This is a genomic window from Streptomyces sp. NPDC003379 (assembly GCF_053589195.1).
Map to the genome: position 1 here is coordinate 61,826 of NZ_JBSFRK010000016.1, position 17,324 is coordinate 79,149.

A 17,324-nucleotide genomic window follows, 5' to 3' on the forward strand; every position below is an offset into this window, starting at 1 on the left:
CAAACCCTTGGAAGTGGTTCCGTACGGCGTCTTCTGCTTACTCAGTCAACGATGGCGAGCCCTGGCGGGTCCAACACTCTTCATCTGACACCCAACAGCCGTAGGCTGTTACGGTGAAGGTGTGGATCTCGATCTGCGCCAGGCGCGCTACGCCGTGACCCTCGCCGAAGAACTCCACTACGGCCGGGCCGCCGCCAGGCTCACCATCGCCCAGCAGACCCTGTCCTCGCAGATCACCGCCCTGGAGAAACGTCTCGGTGTCCAACTGTTCCTCCGCGACCGCCGCCAGGTCTCCCTCACCCCCGCGGGCGAGGTCTTCACCACCCGCGCGCGGCGCCTGCTCAGCGACGCCCAGCAACTGATCGACGACCTCGCCCGCAGCCGTACGCCGCTGCGCATCGACGTCCTCACCGAAGGACTGACCCCCTCGGTCCTCGCCCAGCACCTGCGCGCCCAGACCCCGTGCCTGCCGTTCGAGGTCGTCCAGAGCCAGGGCCTGGCCGCCGCGCTGCCCCGCCTGCTCTCCGGAGACCTCGACCTCGCCTTCGGTCGTATCCACGGGCTCGGCCAAGAACTGCCCGCGACCCTCGCCACCATGCCGGTGAGGCTGGAGTCCATCGGCGTCATCATCCCCGCCGACCACTCCCTCGCCGCATACGACGAGGTGCCCATGGCCGCTCTCGCCGACCACCCGCTCCTGGTCCACACCGCCGACGAGGCCGCCGAGTGGCGCGACTGGATCGACCAGATCATGGCCGCCTTCGGCCTACGCGGTGCGCTCCGCGTACGCGGACACGGCCGCACCGCCATCCACGCAACCGTCCAAGCCCGTGGTTACCCCGCCTTCGGCCTCACCACCGGGCTGCTCCCCGACGGCCTGACCGCCCGCCCCCTGACCAGCCCCGTCCCTCTCTACCCCTGGCACGCCGTCTGGAACACCACCACCGCGACAACCACCACCAACCGAGCCCTGGAGATCATCCACACCTACGCCCAGACCCACCGCTGGCACCGTCTCCCCGACGCCCCCTGGTGGCTGCCCGCAACGGACCGCACAGCACTGAGCGCCCCGAGGTGACCAGGAAGACTGGCGTCCATCGTCCCTAACGCCGCCGTATCGGTAACGGCCTTGAGCTGGAGGTGAGCGCGGACGATGAGGTCGCGGTAGTCCTGCCAGGAGAAGCTGTTGCGTCCCTTGCCGCGGTGCTTGTGGTGCTTGTGGTGCTTGCGGTGCCGGCGCGGCCGGTAGACCGGCCGGGAGGTTTCGCGCGGCCGGTAGCAGTACAGGGCGGCGATCGGGTAGCGGCGCCAGGACAGGCCGCGCACCCGCACCACCGGCGTATCTCGGCGTCGGCCCCAAGTGCGGGCCCGCGGCAGAGTCCATCCCGAACCCCGCCTCGTCCTCAAAGACGAGGAAGGCCCCGAGCGCCGCCGCGGTCATCCTCCGGCGGCCACACGTCCTTCTTCCACAACGCGACGGCATGCTCGTCGCGTTCCAGGGCCCGGCGGGCGGGCGACTGCCAGGACCAGCCGTGTCTGTGCAGCAGCCGCCAGACCGCCGCCGGCGAGAGGTCCAGTCCGAACTTCCACAAGGTCAGTGCCCGGATCCTCGCCAGGGTCCAGCGGTGGTCCTCCCAGCCGTGCACGGCCGGGCCGTCGGCCAGCTCCTTCTCCAGCTCGGCGAACCGGTCGTCGGTCAGCTTGGGCAGTTTCGGCGGCCCGGCCGAGGCGAGGGCGGTCGTGCCGCCTTCGCGCCAGGCCCGCCGCCATCGCTGCACCGACCGCTCACTCACCCGCAGATCCTTCGCGATCACCGCGTTCCTCTCGCCCCGCGCGAACCGCTCACCTGCCTCGAACCGGGTCTGTTCCCGCAACTGCCGTCGCTCGGCAGTCAGCCCGCCGCCCTGCGTGTACCGCATACCACCGGCCTACCGCAGGGATCACCACTCGTCACCCTCTCCGACAACATGCCGAAGAGATCAGTAGGCAACGTTCGCCCCGCTGTGGCATGTCGCTCGGTTGCTGCACCAGGCGGCGCTGAGTTGTTGACCGGACTTGTTGACCGGACTGCCGCCGGACACGCCGAGCACCTCTTGACGGAGAGCCTGGATGCAAGCGGACGCTATTGGCGGCTGAGGGTGCGTGTGATCCCGGCGGCGACGGTCGTGGCGAGAACCCAGCCAACGGCGATCAGCAGGTAGGACAACCACTGGTGAATCCCGGTGGGTGTGAAGGCATTCTGCCGACCGAAGTCGATGATCGGCAGCAGGAGGTCCAGGGTGTAGACGGGGGCATTGAACCCCGGGCCTTTGCCGCCAGGAGCCTGCCACCGGCACGGGTGGGACGGAAGCCGTAGCCCACGGTCGCGTCCTGGAGATAACCCCACAGCCTGGCGTGCCAGGGCAGAGTGACCCGGCGTCGACGCTGCTTGGCGAGTTGGACTGTGCGGGCGTCGGCGTCTTCACCGACGCGGCGTAGGTCTGTGGCGGGGGCGGGGTAAGCGCATCGTAGGTCAGTCCTTCCAGGCGTACCGTGGCCGACCACACCTGTGGCGCAGCCTCGATGACCTTGAAGCTGGCGTAGTGCATTTTGACGTCGCCGGAGACTGGTTGTGCATCTCGCAGCGTCAGTTGGGTGGCTTCGCAGCTGCTGATGCCCAGTGCGACGCCGCCGGGGTTGCTGAGCTTGGCTTCAGGGCATCGTCATTCGCGTTCTTGACCTGGGCATCTTCCAGATCGACGGAATAGGGAATCCGCCGTCCGCGCCTGGGTGCAGCCAGTGGAACGAGTACTCGACCCCGTTGATCTGGACTCCCTCACCCGCTCCTACCAACGGATCTCCGGCGCAGGAAACCAGTAGAGCCCTGTCACGTCGCTCCGGCTCTTGAGTGTTGGATGGTGGCGGGCGGTGACGCTACGGGGCCGCCCCGTGCGGCCGTAGTCGCACGAGGCTGCCCGGGCGCTTCAGCTGAGTTGTGCCTCAGCGAAAAGCGGCGATGCTACGGGCGACCCAGTTGTTGAAGGGGCGCGGAGCGCGACCGAGGACTCGTTCCACGTCCGAGCTGATCCGCAGTTCGGCGGGGTTCGGGGCGGAGATGATGTCCAGGGTGTCGTCGGCGAGCTCCGGCGGCACGAACTGGGTCATCGCGGCTTTGGCCTCCTCGCGGGTGAGTTCGTGGAATCGCACCGGCGAGCCGAGCGCGGCGGCGATGGCCTCCGACTGCTGGCGGGGCGTGATCACCTCGGGCCCGGTCAGCTCGAAGATGCCGCCGGTGTGCCGGTCGTCCAGCAGGCAGGCCGCCGCGACCTCGGCGATGTCCGCCGGGTCGACGATCGGAACCCCGACAGCGCCGAAGGGCGCGGCGACCGTCCCTTGCGTGCGGACGGACTCCGCCCACGCCAAGGCGTTGGAGGCGAAGCCGCCCGGTCGTAGGACGGCCCAGTCCAGGCCGGACTCTCTCAACGCGCCCTCCACCGCCCGCATCGCGATCCGCGACGGGCCGAGCGGCCTGGTCGCCACGCCCTGCGAAGACAGCAGGACGACTCGGCGGACCCCGCTGGCAGCAGCCAGGTCGATAATGTCGGTCGGCCTGGCTTCGGGGGCGTGCAGGTCGCCGGACAGCAGGAGGAACAGTGCCTTCGCCCCGTCCAAAGCGGGGGTCAGGCCCTGCGGCTCGGCCAAGTCAGCCGTCACGTGCCGGACCCCGTCCGGCATTGCCGCCGCGTGCCGTGACACCGCCGTCACCTCCTCGCCCGCCTTGGCCAGGACCTGCGTCAAAGGCCGGCCCACATTCCCGGTAGCCCCGGTCACCACGATCATGTTCAGCTCCTAGTCCGTTGTGCACTTCGGCAATTGACGCTAGGAGGCGGGCTTACTTTTCGTAAGAACGTACCCAGAGGTAAGCTCCGGACATGAGGGAAGGTGCGCAGCTGACGCAGGCCGAGGCGGGCAAGCGGTATGAGGTGTTTCACACCGACTGCCCTGCGCGCGACGTGGTCGACCATGTGACCAGCAGGTGGGGTATCTGGGTGCTGATCTCCTTGCGGAGCAGTGACCTTCGGTTCTACGAGCTGCGCGACAGCATCCGGGGCATCAGCGAGAAGATGCTCGCTCAGACGCTGCGCGCACTGGTCCAGGACGACCTGGTCTGGCGGAAGGTCGAGCCGACGACGCCACCCCAAGTCACCTACGGGCTGACTGAGTTCGGCCGGGACGTCGGTGCGCCGCTGACGGACTTGTTCGACCGGATCACACAGCGGATGGCAGCCAGCGGGGCGTCCGCCACGGAGCGGCTGAGCGCACCAGGTCAAGCGAAGCAGCTGACCACTCCAGGCCCTCGACAGCTTCATCATCTCGACGACGAACATTGACCGTGACAGCAGCAAGGTCCGTGCGTACCCGCTCACTCCAATGAGTGAAGAGGCTGCCCAGCCACTCCGAGTTCCGTGGCCGATCGGCCACGGCGCCAGGCTGCCAGAAGGGTCTACGCGACGATGCCGTCGGTGTGGTGGCCCGGCGCATGGCGAAGCCGAGGGCCGGCGGCGCCACTGAGTCCCTCGCAGAGCTCGCTCCCGCGCTGCCGCACGACGGCCGCCGACGCGGGCAGCTGCGCGCCCACCGTGTCGGCCGACGCGTGCACGAGGAAGCGCGCCCGGTGCGGGTAGACCCGGCTCGCCACGCTCTCCTGCACGTACGTCGCCGCGTCGGGCGCCGCGCGCGGGCGCGAGCGCCAGGCCCGTGCGGATACCTCGCTCATCCAGTCGACGCGGAAGGTGCGCCAGTCGTCGCGGTCGAGGTCGTACGCGAAGAGGTACCAGCGCCGGTCGGAGGCGACCAGGCGGTACGGCTCGACCCGTCGCCGTCGTACGTCGCTTCCGGCCGGGTAGTCGAAACCGGCCACCGGCCTGGACCTTCCCGAGCGCCTCGCCGTCCGCCGGCTCCCACAGAAAACCGGCCGGTGCGCCCTCCCGCCGGCTGGCCAAGGGCGGCAACGGCAAAGACGGCAAGGCGGGGATCAAGAAGCCGAGCCACGAGGGCGGCGGTGCGGACCCGGGTTCGTCGGTCTCTCCGGCGGCCGACGCCGGCGCGGTCCAGCCAGTGGGCGTTCAAGGCCACCGACTCCAACGGCAAACGCGCTCTTTCCTCGAGAACGCGTACTCGGACAAGTGCGTGGGCCCCGTCCCCGCGTCCAGTCTCGCCATCGGGGCCGGCATGGTTCAGTACACGTGCGACGGCGCGGTCGACCATCAGCGGTGGTACGACACGGGCGCACGTGAACTGCGGAACGTCTACTCCGGCGAGTGCCTCGGCCTCGGCTCAGGAGCAACCGGGGCATCCGAGCTGATCCAGTGGTCCTGCAACGGCGCATCAGACGAGAAGGTGGTCCAAGACCGCACGCTGAGGACAGGCATGGGCCCCTGCCTTGCCGCCTGCGCATGGGGTCCCCGTCGCTCCGCCCGGGAGCCGCGGACTGCAGCGTCGAGGCTCGGCCGTACAACGGCCTCTCGATGGCTCACCCAGTCCGCGCGCCCTCGGTGGCGTCTTTGCTGAGCGGTGTGGTGGCTCTGCATCCACTGGGAGGCGTCCTGCCTGCCTGCAAGTTGGGCAGGGCGGTCGGCGCCCGCACTCGATCGCCGTCATGCGTGCATGACCCGAACCCACGGGCCCGGGTGGCTGGTCGGCAGCCACCAGAGCCTGGTTCCCCATTGGAGGACGCCACCGCGTCAGGTAACGACTTCACCAACAGCTGGAGGAGCGGGGGAAGTAACGAATCGGGCAGGTGTGGCTGCCGTATTTCGTCTCTGGGTGGACGTTCCGCTACCGAGGCACAGGCCGGCCGGCGGGCCGAGCAGCAGGGTGTCGGCTTCAGGTGGTGAGGTCCGGTCCGGCCGTGGTTCCGGCGGCGTACCGCAGTCCGTGCCCGAAGGGGTAGAGCGGTTCAGGGCTCTCCTGAGGGACGTCGGGCCGGCCGGCCTCCACCTCGGCCATGGACCGGGGAAGCTGGAAGGGCAGCGTGCCCTCGGGGGCGGCCCGGCCGTACAGGACGTCGAGCAGCGCCCGGTCGCCGACGCCGTACGCGGCGAGCAGTGCGGCGCAGCGGTCGGCGATTTCCGGGATGACGGCGGGCCGTTCGAGGTGGATGGTGACGACGGTGGGCACCGTGTCGAGCAGGGCGAGGATCTGCTTGAGGCGGTCGTGGTCGAAGTCGAGCCGACCGGCGTGGAAGAAGGACTCGAACAGGCCCGAGCGGGGCTCGTACGGGGTGTTCAGCCGCAGCACCGCCAGATCGGCCTGGGCGGGGTCGGTGACGATGTCGGCGTACTCGGCAGCCACGGCCGGGTCGACGCCCTCCACGTACAGCCGGGGGCGGCCGGTCAGCGGCAGGACGGCGGCGCGGTTCTCCAGCAGGGTCAGCGAGCGGCGCTGGGCGGCCTCACCGGCGGTACGGAAGTCGGCGCGGCCGACCACCTCTTCGGCGGTGTCCGGGTCGACGTAACGGCGATCGTCGAAGAGGCCCAGGCGGAATTTTTCGGCCAGCAGGCGGGCGGCGGAGGAGTCGAGCCGCGACTCCGCCAGCCGTCCGCCACGGACCAGGCCGGTGATCAGCTCGGGGCAGGCTTCGCCACCGATCTGGTCGGCACCGGCGTGCAGCACCCTCAGTGCCCGCTCCGCGGGTGTGAGGTGTTCCACGCCCCAGGCGCGGGCGGCATGCGTCTCGCCCATGATCGGGCCGTCGGTGAGCAGACCCCAGTCGGTGCAGACGATGCCGTCAAAGCCGAGTTCCTCGCGCAGCAGCCCAGTGATGATGCTGTGGTTGAAGCCGAATCCGACCTCTTCGTACGGGGTGCCGATCGGCATGCCGTAGTACGGCATCACCTGCGTGGCCCCGGCGGCGATGGCCGCCTTGAACGGCTTGAGGTGGTAGTCGAAGAAGCCGCCCGGATAGATCTGCTCCCTGCCGTACGGGAAGTGCGGGTCCTCGCCGTCCTTCTGCGGGCCACCGCCGGGGAAGTGCTTGACCATCGCGGCCACGCTGTCCTGGCCGAGTTGTTCGCCCGGCCCGCGCAGGCCCTCGATGTACGCGGCGGCCAGGCGGGAGGTCAGGTCGGCGTCCTCGCCGAAAGTGCCCGGGATGCGGGCCCAGCGAGGCTCGGTGGCCAGGTCGATCTGTGGGTGCAGGGCGACGCGCAGACCGACGGCCAGGTACTCGCGGCGCACGGTGTCGCCGTACTGGCGCATGAGGTCGACGTCATCGGTGGCGGCCAGGCCCAGGGCCTCGGGCCACTGCGAGAACGGGCCGGCCATCATCGCGGTGCCCGGGTTGTCGGTGAACGCGTGGCGCGGATCGGTGGACAGCGTGACCGGGATGCCCAGCCGGGTGGCGGAGGCCTGCTCCTGGAGGCGGTTGTGGAGCTGCGCCATCTCGCGCGGGGTGCCCGCGCCCAGCAGGTTGAAGTGTGACATGAGATGGTCGGACATCATCTGCTCGGCGGTGAGGCCGACGGGCGCGGGGTTCGCTCCGATGCCTGTCGCGTGGTGGAACAGCAGCCCGGCTTTCTCTTCCAGGGTCATCCGGGGCAGCAGGTCGGCCACCCGTTCTTCGATGCTGCGGCCGGCGTCCTGGTACGGGTGGGTCACTGCTGCTCCTCGGTGGTGCGGTGGGGAGTGTGGAAGGTGTGGGTGCCAGGGCCGGCGCGGGTGGGTTCGGCGCCCGGCAGATCGATGGTGGCCTCGGTGCCCTGCGGGACGGTGACGTCGACGGTGAGCCGCTGTTCGTGCAGGCGCCACGCCACCTCGGCCCGGCCGTACGGTGTTTCGTGCGCGGCCTTCGCCCAGGTGAGGCCCCCGCCGGGGCGGGGCCGCACGAGTAGGCGGCGGTAGCCGGGGGCGGCCGGCGCGAGACCCGCGACGGTGCGGTGCAGCCAGTCGGCGATCGCGCCGAGCGCGTAGTGGTTGAAGGAAGTCATCTCTCCGCGGTTGACGCTGCCGTCCGGGAGCAGGCTGTCCCACCGCTCCCAGATCGTGGTGGCACCCATGTCCACCTGGTAGAGCCACGAGGGGCAGGAGCGTTCAAGCAGCAACTTGTACGCGGTGTCGGTGTGGCCGGTGGCGGTGAGCGCGTCACAGACCAACGGCGTGCCGAGGAAGCCGGTCCCGATCCGGTGGCCCCGCTCGGCCACCAGGGCGGCCAGCCGGTTTCCGGCCTCGGCTCGCTCGGCGACGTCCTGGAGCAGGCCGAAGCCGAGGGCGAGGGCGTAGGCAGTCTGGGTCTCTTCCACCAAGTGGCCGCCGCCGGTGTGGAAGCGGGCGCGGAAAGCTTGCCGTACGGCATCGGACAGAGCGTGGTAGCGCTCGGTATCGTCCTTCTCGCCCAGCACCTCGGCGGTGCGGGCGAGCAGACGGGCCGAGTGTGCGAAGCAGGCAGTCGCGACGAGTTGAGAAGACGTCGTCGCCCCGCCCGGGTCGTCGGGGGACGCGGACGAGTCGAGCCAGTCGCCGAACTGGAAGCCCTCGCCCCACACGTGTCCGGGGCCGGCGATCCGGTCGACGGCGTCGACCCAGGCACGCATGGACGGGTACTGGGTGCGCAGCACCTCCGCGTCGCCGTACCGCTCGTACAGGACCCACGGGACGATGACTGCGGCATCGCATCAGCCGGCCATCGGAGGATTGCCGGGAGGCACCGGGACGGGGATGTTCAGCGGGATGGCGGGGCTGATCACCGGCGGGATGCCGTCGGGGTCCTCGCTCTGGTCGGCGGCGAGGTCGCGCAGCCAGGAGCGCAGGAAGTCCTTGGTGTCGTAGAGGAACGTGGCGGTGGGGGCGAAGACCTGGATGTCGCCGCTCCAGCCGAGGCGTTCGTCGCGCTGGGGGCAGTCGGTGGGGACATCCAGGAAGTTGCCTCGCATCCCCCACACCACGTTCTCGTGCAACCGGTTCAGCGACGGGTCGGAGGACTCGAACCAGCCGGTCCGGCGCAGGTCGCTGTGCAGGACCACAGCGGTGACGTCCCCAGGGGAGAGTTCGCCGGGCCAGTTGTCGAGTTCGGCGTAGCGGAAGCCGTGGAAGGTGAAGCGGGGTTCCCACTGCTCGCCGTCGGTGTCGCCACGCAGGGTGTAGCGGTCGGTGGCCGTGGCACCGCGCAGCGGACGTACGCACAGCTCCCCGTCCTCCAGTACTTCGGCATGCCGCAGAGTCACTGTGCGACCCGCCTCTCCGCGGACGCGGATGCGGAGTCTGCCGACCAGGTTCTGCCCGAAGTCCACGATGGTGCGCCCGGTGGGCGAGGTGGTGACGGCGACCGGAGGGAGGCACTCGATGCGCCGTACCGGAGGGCTGTCGGCCGGGAAGAGCACCGAGGTGTCGAAGTCCACCACGCGAACGCGCCGCCAGTGTGCGTCGTCGAAGCCCGGTTCGCTCCAGCCGGGGAGCTCGCGGCGGGCGTCGTGGTCCTCTCCCTCGTACAGGCCGACGGCGGTGACGGGCCCGGCCGCCGCTCGCCAGCCGGGGCCGGTCGTGACCGTCTGGAGGTTGCCGTCGGCGTACTCGATCCGCAGCTCGGCGAGCAGGCCGGTGTGTGGTCCGTAGATGTCGCGGTTGCCGCCGTTGAATCCGAGCAGCCCCCGGTACCAGCCGTCCGCGAGGTGTGCGCCCCAGGCGTTGGGGCCGCGGCGCAGCATCCGGGTCACGTCGAAGGACTGGTAGCGGTGGCGGTGGTGATAGCTGGTCCAGCCCGGTGCCAGGACGTGGTCGCCGACGACGGCGCCGTTGAGTCGCATCTCGTACACCCCCAGGGCGGTGACCCGCAGCTCCGCCTGTCTCACCTGGCTGCTCACGGTGAACACACCGCGCAGCAGGGCGGCCGGGCGGCCCGCCGTACCCGGTGGCTCTTCCGGCCGGTCGGGGGTGATGACCTGAGCGGTCCAGGTATGAGGCATGTCCGACTCTCTCGTGGTGGGTGGGCTACGGTCGTCCGGGCGCGGGGCGTTCAATGACGGGAGCGGCGTCGGTTTCCGCGGGGTCCCGCAGTGGGGGGATGAGCAGCGAGAGCGCGAGGGTCAGCGCGGTGAGCAGCGCTCCTGTCCAGAAGAGCCAGGCGTAGCCGCTGTCCTGGTAGAAGGCGGTGCCGTCCACGACGGTGCTGTGGGTCGCGAGGGCGGCGAACGACAGGGCGGTGACGAGGGCGCCGAAGAAGTTGATGAGCATGTTGAGCATGCCGCTGCCCAGCCCCTGCTCCTCCTTGGACACCACGCCGACGACGAGCGCCGGAGCTCCCGCGACGACGAGGCCGGAGCCGAGGTTGGCCAGGCACGAGGTGAGGATCAGTTGGGTCTCATCGGCGTGGAAGAAGCCCAGCAGGCCGTAGCCGAGTGCCATCAGAGCCAGCCCCGTCCACCAGAGCAGGCGGGCGTCGGTCGTGCGCAGGAGGCGGCTGGCGACAAGTCCGGCGCCGAACATCACCACGTTCCAGGTGACGCTGACGGCGGCGTTGTGCTGTGCCGTCCACCCGAGGCCGGCGGAGACGCCGGGGATGTGCGGGTAGAGGGCGAGCAGGATCGCCATGCTGGGCAGGGTGTACGCGACGGCCTGCGCGAGCCCTCCGGTGACGAGGACCAGGGCGACCGGGCGGCGGCTGAGCACCTTCAGGTCCAGGATCGGGTGGGCGCTGGAGCGCTCCACGAAGATGAAGGCAACCAGTGCGGCAAGCCCGGCGGCGAGCCAGCCGAGGGTCTTGGAGTCGGCCCACCCCCAGCTCTGCCCCTGGCCGACCGCGTAGACGACGGCGGTCAGCCCTCCGCCGAGGACCAGACCGCCGAGCCAGTCGAAGCCGGGCCGGAAGTCGTGCCGGGGAGTCCGCGGCACCAGGACGGCGATCAGCGCGAAGCCGACGGCGGAGGCCGCGGCGAGGAACCACATCACGCCCTTGTAGCCCCAGCCGTCGACCAGCCAGCCGGCCAGGAACGGCGCGGCCAGGGCCACCAGGCCGATGCTGCTGCCCAGGACGGCGCTGGCGGGCTTGACCTGCCGGGGAGGGAAAATGTCGCGCACGGCAGGGAAGGACAGGGCGGCGAACGGGCCGTAACAGCCGGCGATCGCCCGCCCGGCCAGCAGGAGCCAGAAGCTGCCCGCGACCGCGGCGATGACGTCTCCGACGACTCCCAAGCCGGTCATCACGAGCATGAGCCGCTTCTTGCCGTACCGGTCACCCAGCTTCATCACGAACGGCGTCAACAACGTCGAGACGAGGACGACGGTCAGCGTGAACCAGGCCACATGGGTGGTGCGGAAGCTCTGCGCCACGTCAGCGGTGGCATTGGCACCCAGGATGCCGGCGGCGGCGAGGAGTTGCGTCGGCCAGATGAGCGCCAGGAGTACGGCGATCAGTCGCGGAGTCCATCTCGCGGTGTCGTCGGACGGTGCTGCGTCGAGCCGGGGGCTCGCAGACGTCGATGTCATGAAGCCGCTCCTTTCGCGAACAGGGAAGGTCGGGTTCGTGTGCGGAACGGCATGCCGTCACCCAGGGCTCACATCCGGCCGCGGGCTCGAAACGTTCCCTCGCTTTTGGACGATGATGAAGCCAATACCTAGTGCGCGCTAGGTGTTGAGGTTGTGGCGCACGTCACACCGCGAGGACGTCAGGGCGCCTCTGCCGGGCGGTGACAGCACTCCTCGCGAGAGTGGGCGACGGCCTCGGTACCGTTGTCCGCATGGGGACACCACGGGGGCCGCGCGGCGGCTACGCAACGGGACTGGCCAGGCGCAACCAGATCCTTGAGGTCGCGCTGCTGCGCTTCGGCCAGGACGGTTACCGAAAGACCTCACTGGCCCGCGTCGCCCGCGACGCCGGAATCACCGACGCCGGGCTGCTCCATCACTTCCGCGACAAACAGCAACTGCTGCTGGCCGTGGTGCAGTACTGGCACGAGCGGCTCGACGCGCAGTGGGTACGCGTGTCCGACTCCGTGCGGGACGCCTTCCGCTGCCACCTGGAGGACACCGCCGGAGCGTTGAACATGCCGGGGATCCTCGAACTCGCCGTCGTGGTGGGCGCCGAGGCCACCGCTCCCGATCACCCCGCGCACGAGTTCTTCTCCCACTGGCAGGAGAAGGGCGTACGGGAACTCGCGGACCGCCTGCGCGCCGGCGCCGAGTCGGGTGAACTCAAAGCGGGCCTGGATTACGAGAACATCGCCAGGGAGTGCGCGGCGGTCGACGCCGGACTACGGCTGCAGTGGTTGGCCGGCGGGCGTACCTTCGACTTGATCGCCGTGATGCGCTCGCACCTGGACCGCCTGATGAGCAGGATCGCGGCCGACGGCAAGGGGCTGTAGCGCTCGGGGCACGCAAGAGCCGGCCGCAAGCACACATGTCAGGTGCCGGCGGGTCACAGATCCAGGACGAGGCGAGGGCAGGCGGCGCGCGAGACGCAGAGGAACATCGTGTCGTCGCGTGCCCGTTCGGCGGGAGTGAGCAGAGAGTCCCGGTGGTCCACCACTCCGTCGAGGACGGCGGTCTCGCAGGTGCCGCACGTGCCCTCCCGGCACGACGACAGGATCCGCACGCCGGCCTCCTCGACCGCTTGGAGGACGGTCTTGTCCGGCGGAACGGTCACCGTGATGCCGCTCCGGGAGAGTTCCACCTCGAAGGAGACCGAAGGGGAATCGTCCTCCTGCCCCTTCGGCGTGAACCGCTCGATGTGGAGCGTGCCCTCCGGCCAGGAGGCACACCGCCGTTCCACCGCGTCGAGCAGGGGCTCAGGACCGCAGCAGTAGACGAGGGTGCCGGGGGAGGGGCGGCCGAGCAGCCCGTCCAGGTCGAGGAGGCCGCTCTCGTCCTGTGGGCACAGTTCCACCCGGTGGGGGTGGTCCTCGGTGAGCCGCGAGGCGAAGGCCATGGTGGCGCGGCTGCGCCCGCCGTACACCAGGCGCCAGTCGGCGCCCCGCCGCTCGGCGGCGGCGATCATCGGCAGGACCGGGGTGACGCCGATACCGCCGGCGACGAACAGGTAGCGCGGGGCGTCGACCAGCTGGAAGTGGTTGCGGGGGCCGCTCGCCCGGACCGCGTCGCCCTCGGCCAGCGTGTCATGCACGTAGCGGGAGCCGCCCCGGCTCTCCGGCTCGCGCAGCACGGCCACCTGGAAGAGGGAGGTGTCCCCGGGGTCGCCGCACAGCGAGTACTGCCGTACCAGGCCGGGGCCCAGCGTCAGGTCGATGTGGGCCCCCGGACTCCATGAGGGCAGCCGTCCACCAGAGGGGTGGGTCAGGGTGAGCCGGGCGACGCCCTCGGCGAGGGACTCCTTGCGCACCAAGGTCAGATCGAGGTCGGGTTCGCCCCCGGTGCGTTGTGGGCTCGTGACGGTCATGGTGATTCTCTTTCCGGGCCGGGACAGATCAGGCGAAGACCGCGTGGCGAGGCGGAGGGGCGGACGCGGGAGCGGACTCCGTGGCCGGGCCGGGGTGGTGGCCCTCGGGGTGGCCCAGCAGCCGGTCGGTACCGAGCACCCAGCGCATGCGGTAGACCTCCTCGCCGGAGAGGACGGGAGGATGGAGTGGCCTCATCGGGCCACCGGCAGGGCCTGCGTCGCGTCCCCTTCCTGGACCTGCCTCGCTTCGCCCTCCTGGGCCAGGCGGGCGAGGATGCGCCGGGCGGCGAGTCCGCCCGTGTCGATGCTGATGCTCAGCTCCTGATAGCCGGCCTTCTCGGTGTCCAGGGACTTCTGCAGCACGTTGAGGGCCACGACGTCCTGCATGACCACGGTGTGGTTGTTGTTGTGCAGGAAGTCGGTGACCTCCTGGTCGCCGAGGGCGAAGTCGCGGGCCACGGCCCAGAAGTCGTACGTCGTCTTCTCCGTCGAAGGGGTGATGCCGTAGACGACCTCCACGTGGAAGGCGTGCGGATCGCTGCCGTCGGGATGCGGACCGGGCGCTCCGACGGGCGCGATGCGCGAGTGGAGCAGGTAGAGGCACGGCGCGTGGTATTCGATGTCCTGCCAGCGGGTGATCCGGCCCTCGACGCCCGTGGAACTGGCGTAGAAGGGAGGGCACTCGGCGTCGTCCATGTGACGGCTCACGCGGACGACGCCGGCCGCGTCGTCGACCTCGGTGGTGATCGGGGTCTCGGCGACCTCGGGAGTGCCGATGTAACCGCCGTGCAGGTACGTCTCGTGGGAGAGGTCCATGAGGTTGTCGACCAGCAGCCCGTAGTCGCCGTCGATCGGCTCCATGCCGGACACCACGGTGTAGCCGGGCGAGTCCATCCACGGAGCGCGGGGCGGCAGGGCACCCCCCGGTTCGCGGTCACCGATCCATACCCACACGAAGGAGTCCTGCTCGACCACCGGGTACGTCTTCAGGCGCGCTGTGCGCGGGATGCGCCGCTGGCCGGGCACGAAGACGCAGCCGCCGTCGGGGCCATAGGTGAAGCCGTGGTATCCGCACACCACCCGGTCGCCGTCCAGCCGGCTCGGCGCCTGCGACAGCGGGAAGCGCCGGTGCACACAGCGCTCCGACATCGCCACCGCCCCGCCGCCCTCCGTGCGGTACAGCAGGATCGGCTCACCCAGCACGGTGCGCCCGAGCAGCTCGCGCGTGACTTCGCGGCTGTAGGCGGCGACGTACCACTGATCACGTACGAAAGCAGTCATGCCGTCTCCTTCGGAGTGGGGAGTTCAGTGCGAGGTGCCGGCGGACCGGGGCCGGGCGTCGACTGGTGCGGACCATCGTGGGGTCACCGCCCCCGGGGCACCAGGGGCCTTTCCGGATGCCGGGAAACAACCGCAGCCGCCTACGCGCGGCCGTGGCGTTCAGACCTGCGGCGTGATCATGGTGCGGGAGATCGCGCGGGCGCTGGTACGAATGAGCCGGGCCAGCGCGTGCGCGGAGGTGCTGCCATGGCGTACCACCAGCGAAACAGCGGCGATCACCGCATCGCCGCCGCCGTACACCGGGGCGGCGACCGACAGGGCGTCCATCGTGACCTGGCGGTCGCTGACCGCGTAGCCGTTGGTCCGCGCCTCGGCCAGCATGCGCCGCAACGCGCGTGGATCAGTGACCGTGCCCGGCGTGAAACGCTGGAGGGGTCCGGCGAGCACCTGCTCCTGCACCTCGGCGGGGGCGTGCGCGAGCAGCACCAGCCCGACGCCGGTGGCCGTCAGGGCGAAACGCCCGCCCACGCGCGTCAGCACGGGCACCGCACCGGACCCCGCGATGCGCTCGACGAAGACGACTTCGGTACCTTCGCGCACGGCGAGCTGCACGTTTTCGCGGGTGATCCGGGAGAGATCCTCCAGGAACGGCAGGGCCCGCTCGCGCAGGCCCTGCCCGCGCGGCGCGAGGGAGGCGACTTCCCACAGCCGCAGGCCGACGCGGTAGCACCCCTTGTCATCGCGCTCCAGCGCTCCCCAGGCGATGAGGTCGCCGAGCATCCGGTGCACGGTCGACACCGGCAGCCCCGACCGCCGGGCCAGCTCACTCAGCGTCATCTCCGGGCAGTTCACGCTGAACGCGCCGAGGATCCGCAGTGCGCGGCCCAGCACCGGCCCGGTGTGCGACTCGGAACCGCGGCGGGTCATCGGGGCGCCTCCTTCGTCCGCCGGAGAAGGCTCCTCATCGGGATGCCGCGGCTCACCTACGAGTGAGTCGTCCAAGGTGCTCCCACCCATTCCCAACGGTGCGACTCGTCCATGGCTGTGGCGGTCAGTGTGCAAGAAGGCCGCGGCCACGTCGAGACGTCCGTACCGGGCCGAGAGCCCCGGACGACGCCGAGGCGATCCCTGAGCCGCGGCCCAGGCGTTCGGTGACGTGCACGGTCCGCTCGTCGCCTCGGGTATGAACCACGTCACGCCGATCACCGAGATGAATGTCGAGGACTTCGACGCCGTCCAGTCGGCGAACGCGCGCGGCTCATGGCTGATGTGCCAGGCGGCGGGGCGGCACATGCTCGGTCGTGGCGGCGGGGGAAGCGTGGTGCTCGTGTCCTCCACCCGCGGCCGGCTGGGTTACCCCCCGCCGGATACTCCGCGTACGGCCCGTCCAAGGCCGCGGTCGACCTGCTCGGCCGCAGCCTCGCCGCCGAGTGGGGCGGTGCCGGAATCCGGGTGAACGTGCTGGCCCCCACGGTGTTCCGCTCGGAGCTGCCCGCCTGGCTGTACGAGGACGACGAGAAGGCCACCGCGACCCGCGACGCCATGCTCGCACGCGTCCCGCTGGACCGGCCGGCCGAACCGGAGGACTTCGTCGGGGCGTTGATCTACGTGCCCAGCGACGCCTCGTCGTCGAGGCCATCACCGAACACTTGGAGGCCAAAGGGGAGCTGGCGGCGGGCGACCTGGGCGCCAAGAGCGGGCGCGGCTTTCTCAACTGGCCCAAGGGCGAAGCAGCGATCGGGCAGGCGCGCCATGTCGATCGGGCCGCACCCATGCCTCGCGTGGCACGACGCCGATACACAGCTACCCTGAGCGTGCTCGAAACGTGTGCGCGGTGCTCCGGAGCGGGCGGTTCTTCGTCCTGAGGCTACGGTTCAAGCCGCGCGACCCCTCCCGCTTCAAGGGCTGCCCACAGAGCGCCGTCGGGACCCAGGGTGATGCCGTGCGGCTCGGACGACGGCGACGGCAGGCTGTACTCGGTGATCTTGCCGGTACCGGTGATGTGGCCAATGCTGTTGGCTCCCCATTCGGTGAACCAGCAGCCCCCGGTGGAGGCCGCGACGATGGCGTGGGGTTTGGCCGTGCGGTCAGGGAGCGGGAACTCCTTGATCGCGCCGTCCACCGAGATCTTGCCGATCTGGCCCGCCGCGATCTCGACGCACCACAAGGCGGTGCCGTCGCTGGTGATGCCCACGGGTGCAGCGCTCGGGGTGGGGAGCGGGTGGATCACGATGTCTCCGTGGACAGTGATGCGACCGATCGCGTTCGCCTGGTTGAGGGTGAACCACAGGGTCCCATCAGGGCCTGCGGTGATCACCGAGGGGTAGGTGCCCGTACAGGGAAGGACGAACTCGGTGATCTCTCCCGTGCTGGTGCTGCGGCCGATCCGGTCGGTGTTCATCTCCGTGAACCACATCGCATCGTCCGGACCGGCGGTGATCCCCAAGGGTCCGCCGTCGGGCGTCGGCACGGGGAAGGACTGAACCACAGTGCTCCGTCGGGTCGAGGAGTGATGACCGTAGGGCGACACTCGGACGGTTGCAGGGGGTATTCGTTGAGTTCGCCGTCGAGGGTGAGGCGCGCGATGCGGCCGCTGTGCGCGAACGTGAGCCACAGTGCGCCGTCCGGTCCGGCCGCGATGCCGTACGGCCCAGCGCCCTTGTCTGCCACGGACATTTCG

Annotated in this window: 13 protein-coding genes and 5 pseudogenes; 6 read left to right on the forward strand and 12 right to left on the reverse strand. The window is 70.2% G+C overall.

Features of this window, described 5'->3' with window-relative positions:
• The first annotated feature begins 121 nt into the window (after window positions 1–121).
• Window positions 122–1,078, forward strand: a complete 957-nt coding sequence (locus tag ACWDVB_RS17730) for a LysR family transcriptional regulator (protein ID WP_451515976.1) — start codon at window positions 122–124, stop codon at window positions 1,076–1,078.
• A 53-nt stretch (window positions 1,079–1,131) separates the two neighbouring features.
• Here ACWDVB_RS17730 and ACWDVB_RS17735 read toward each other — a convergent pair.
• Both ACWDVB_RS17735 and ACWDVB_RS17740 read right to left on the reverse strand, forming a co-directional pair.
• Window positions 1,132–1,919 (reverse strand): annotated as a pseudogene (locus tag ACWDVB_RS17735) (winged helix-turn-helix domain-containing protein); the annotation flags it as partial.
• Window positions 1,920–2,979: 1,060 nt separating this feature from the next.
• The gene (locus tag ACWDVB_RS17740; protein WP_451515975.1) at window positions 2,980–3,819 is read right to left on the reverse strand and encodes an SDR family oxidoreductase; all 840 of its coding nucleotides are present in this window, start codon (window positions 3,817–3,819) and stop codon (window positions 2,980–2,982) included.
• A gap of 92 nt (window positions 3,820–3,911) precedes the next feature.
• Between ACWDVB_RS17740 and ACWDVB_RS17745 the strand changes: the two genes are divergently transcribed.
• Window positions 3,912–4,370 carry a winged helix-turn-helix transcriptional regulator gene (locus ACWDVB_RS17745; RefSeq protein ID WP_451515974.1) on the forward strand — a complete coding sequence of 153 codons (459 nt, stop codon included), beginning with the start codon at window positions 3,912–3,914 and terminating at the stop codon, window positions 4,368–4,370.
• A 167-nt stretch (window positions 4,371–4,537) separates the two neighbouring features.
• Here ACWDVB_RS17745 and ACWDVB_RS17750 read toward each other — a convergent pair.
• A pseudogene (locus ACWDVB_RS17750) lies at window positions 4,538–4,912 on the reverse strand (WYL domain-containing protein); the annotation flags it as partial.
• A 185-nt stretch (window positions 4,913–5,097) separates the two neighbouring features.
• On the opposite strand from ACWDVB_RS17750, the gene ACWDVB_RS17755 reads away from it, so the two are divergent.
• Complete coding sequence (locus ACWDVB_RS17755; protein ID WP_451515973.1) at window positions 5,098–5,550, forward strand: RICIN domain-containing protein; 453 nt, start codon at window positions 5,098–5,100, stop codon at window positions 5,548–5,550.
• A 315-nt stretch (window positions 5,551–5,865) separates the two neighbouring features.
• Here the strand turns inward: ACWDVB_RS17755 and ACWDVB_RS17760 are convergent, their stop codons facing one another.
• The 4 genes and pseudogenes from ACWDVB_RS17760 to ACWDVB_RS17775 all read right to left on the reverse strand — a co-directional run bounded on the left by ACWDVB_RS17760 (window position 5,866) and on the right by ACWDVB_RS17775 (window position 11,457).
• Window positions 5,866–7,638 (reverse strand): glycoside hydrolase family 3 protein, encoded by a 1,773-nt coding sequence (locus tag ACWDVB_RS17760; RefSeq protein WP_451515972.1) that lies wholly within the window; start codon window positions 7,636–7,638, stop codon window positions 5,866–5,868.
• A complete protein-coding gene (locus ACWDVB_RS17765) occupies window positions 7,635–7,934 on the reverse strand; it encodes an alpha-L-rhamnosidase C-terminal domain-containing protein (RefSeq protein ID WP_451611978.1) in 300 nt (99 codons plus the stop codon). The genes ACWDVB_RS17760 and ACWDVB_RS17765 overlap by 4 nt, the downstream gene beginning before the upstream one ends.
• Window positions 7,920–9,938: pseudogene (locus ACWDVB_RS17770) on the reverse strand (family 78 glycoside hydrolase catalytic domain); the annotation flags it as partial. The gene ACWDVB_RS17765 and the pseudogene ACWDVB_RS17770, both read right to left, overlap by 15 nt.
• Window positions 9,939–9,963: 25 nt before the next feature.
• Complete coding sequence (locus ACWDVB_RS17775; protein WP_451515971.1) at window positions 9,964–11,457, reverse strand: MFS transporter; 1,494 nt, start codon at window positions 11,455–11,457, stop codon at window positions 9,964–9,966.
• 251 nt (window positions 11,458–11,708) lie between these two features.
• Here ACWDVB_RS17775 and ACWDVB_RS17780 point away from each other — a divergent pair, with 251 nt between their 5' ends.
• Entirely contained in the window at window positions 11,709–12,332 is a 624-nt protein-coding gene (locus ACWDVB_RS17780; RefSeq protein WP_451515970.1) for a TetR/AcrR family transcriptional regulator, read from the forward strand.
• Window positions 12,333–12,385: 53 nt separating this feature from the next.
• Here the strand turns inward: ACWDVB_RS17780 and ACWDVB_RS17785 are convergent, their stop codons facing one another.
• From ACWDVB_RS17785 to ACWDVB_RS17800, 4 genes are all read right to left on the reverse strand, one after another.
• A complete protein-coding gene (locus ACWDVB_RS17785) occupies window positions 12,386–13,363 on the reverse strand; it encodes a PDR/VanB family oxidoreductase (protein WP_451515969.1) in 978 nt (325 codons plus the stop codon).
• A gap of 28 nt (window positions 13,364–13,391) precedes the next feature.
• Window positions 13,392–13,559, reverse strand: a complete 168-nt coding sequence (locus tag ACWDVB_RS17790; protein ID WP_451515968.1) for a hypothetical protein — start codon at window positions 13,557–13,559, stop codon at window positions 13,392–13,394.
• Window positions 13,556–14,644 carry a Rieske 2Fe-2S domain-containing protein gene (locus ACWDVB_RS17795; protein WP_451515967.1) on the reverse strand — a complete coding sequence of 363 codons (1,089 nt, stop codon included), beginning with the start codon at window positions 14,642–14,644 and terminating at the stop codon, window positions 13,556–13,558. The genes ACWDVB_RS17790 and ACWDVB_RS17795 overlap by 4 nt, the downstream gene beginning before the upstream one ends.
• A 159-nt stretch (window positions 14,645–14,803) precedes the next feature.
• A complete protein-coding gene (locus tag ACWDVB_RS17800; RefSeq protein ID WP_451515966.1) occupies window positions 14,804–15,571 on the reverse strand; it encodes an IclR family transcriptional regulator in 768 nt (255 codons plus the stop codon).
• A gap of 220 nt (window positions 15,572–15,791) precedes the next feature.
• Between ACWDVB_RS17800 and ACWDVB_RS17805 the strand changes: the two are divergent.
• Window positions 15,792–15,992: pseudogene (locus tag ACWDVB_RS17805) on the forward strand (SDR family NAD(P)-dependent oxidoreductase); the annotation flags it as partial.
• Window positions 15,905–16,456: an SDR family oxidoreductase gene (locus ACWDVB_RS17810; RefSeq protein WP_451515965.1), complete on the forward strand. Its 552-nt coding sequence runs from the start codon at window positions 15,905–15,907 to the stop codon at window positions 16,454–16,456. The pseudogene ACWDVB_RS17805 and the gene ACWDVB_RS17810, both read left to right, overlap by 88 nt.
• 55 nt (window positions 16,457–16,511) lie before the next feature.
• On the opposite strand, the pseudogene ACWDVB_RS17815 reads toward ACWDVB_RS17810, so the two are convergent.
• A pseudogene (locus ACWDVB_RS17815) lies at window positions 16,512–17,320 on the reverse strand (Vgb family protein).
• Between the last annotated feature and the right edge of the window lie 4 nt (window positions 17,321–17,324).